Origin of the sequence: Rhodohalobacter sulfatireducens (genome assembly GCF_022012475.1) — a bacterium.
Lineage (GTDB): Bacteria > Bacteroidota > Rhodothermia > Balneolales > Balneolaceae > Rhodohalobacter > Rhodohalobacter sulfatireducens.
Window position 1 is genome coordinate 1 of sequence record NZ_JAKLWS010000092.1, and the last position, 1,218, is coordinate 1,218.

1 protein-coding gene is annotated in these 1,218 nt (G+C 37.7%); it reads right to left on the reverse strand.

The window, feature by feature from the left end; genetic code table 11:
• Positions 1-91: 91 nt before the first annotated feature.
• Positions 92-742: a transposase gene (locus L6773_RS21210; protein WP_237856674.1), complete on the reverse strand. Its 651-nt coding sequence runs from the start codon at positions 740-742 to the stop codon at positions 92-94.
• Positions 743-1,218: the final 476 nt, after the last annotated feature.

Consider the following 1,218-nt stretch of genomic DNA (forward strand, 5'->3'; position numbering starts at 1 on the left):
GAAGGTTGAGGTTGGACCGAGTTCCGGTATCTTGTTCTACTTCCCGCAACAAATTTGAGTTTATCAGTAACGGGCAAGCTGCCCGTTGTACTTATGTAAAACTCTCCAGAAATATTGGTTTACAGTATGTTTGTTGCCAATCTTCCCAATTTTCTACTAAGTTGGCTTTAACTGGATTATATATTGTGTAACGAATAATATTTTCCAATTCTGTATTGTTCCTGATCAAATGATCATAACTTTCAACATTCCAAAAAGCTCCTTCTCTTTCCAAAATTTTATTTGCTTGAAGTGCTGTATAAGATTTAAGGTTTTTTAGAATTCTTGTGATAGGTGGTAGAGATTCAGAACTACTTTTTATTTCTTGATTTTCGATATGTTTAAAAACCATATGAACATGGTTACTCATTATACAATAAGCATATAGATCGTATTTATTACCATCCCTGTAATGGATTGAATCCTTTATTATTTTGGATATTTTGGGTTTTTCTAACCAACGAGGTCCTGTACAGCATTTATCAAGTAAATCCTCATATTTTTTAAATATTTTTAATTCAAATTTCCTGAGAGAATCCTTTTTGTTTTCCGTCTTTTCAGTTATCGATTTTTGATATTTTTTTCTCAACAACTGTAAACTTTTTACAACATGGATTGGCAGAGAACCAGCTAACCGAAATGTGACAAAATATTCAGCGCCCTGAATTTGCCAATGTGGTAGTTTCCTCTTGTAATAGATCATTTCTTGATGGTTCTTATCTCTTTTTAATGAGTGAATATTTCTTTAATTGATTTGAAAAGCAAATGTACAATGTACGCCGGACAGCTTGTCCGGCACCACAGGGGTTTGTTATGGTAAAGAACAGGAAGGTTGAGGTTGGACTGAATTTCGGTATCCTGTTCCACCTCCCTCAGTAAAATTGAGTTTATCAGTAACGGGCAAGCTGCCCGTTGTACAATGTACGCCGGACAGCTTGTCCGGCACCACAGGGGTTTGTTATGGTAAAGAACAGGAAGGTTGGGGTTGGATTGAATTCCTGCGACCTGTTCCACCTCCCTCAATAAATTTGAGTTGATCAGTAACGGGCTGGCAGCCCGTTGTACGATGTACGCCGGACAGCTTGTCCGGTACCACAGGGGTTTGTTATGGTAAAGAACAGGAATGTTGGGGTTGGACTGAATTCCAGCAACCTATTCCACCTCTCTCAGTAAAATTGA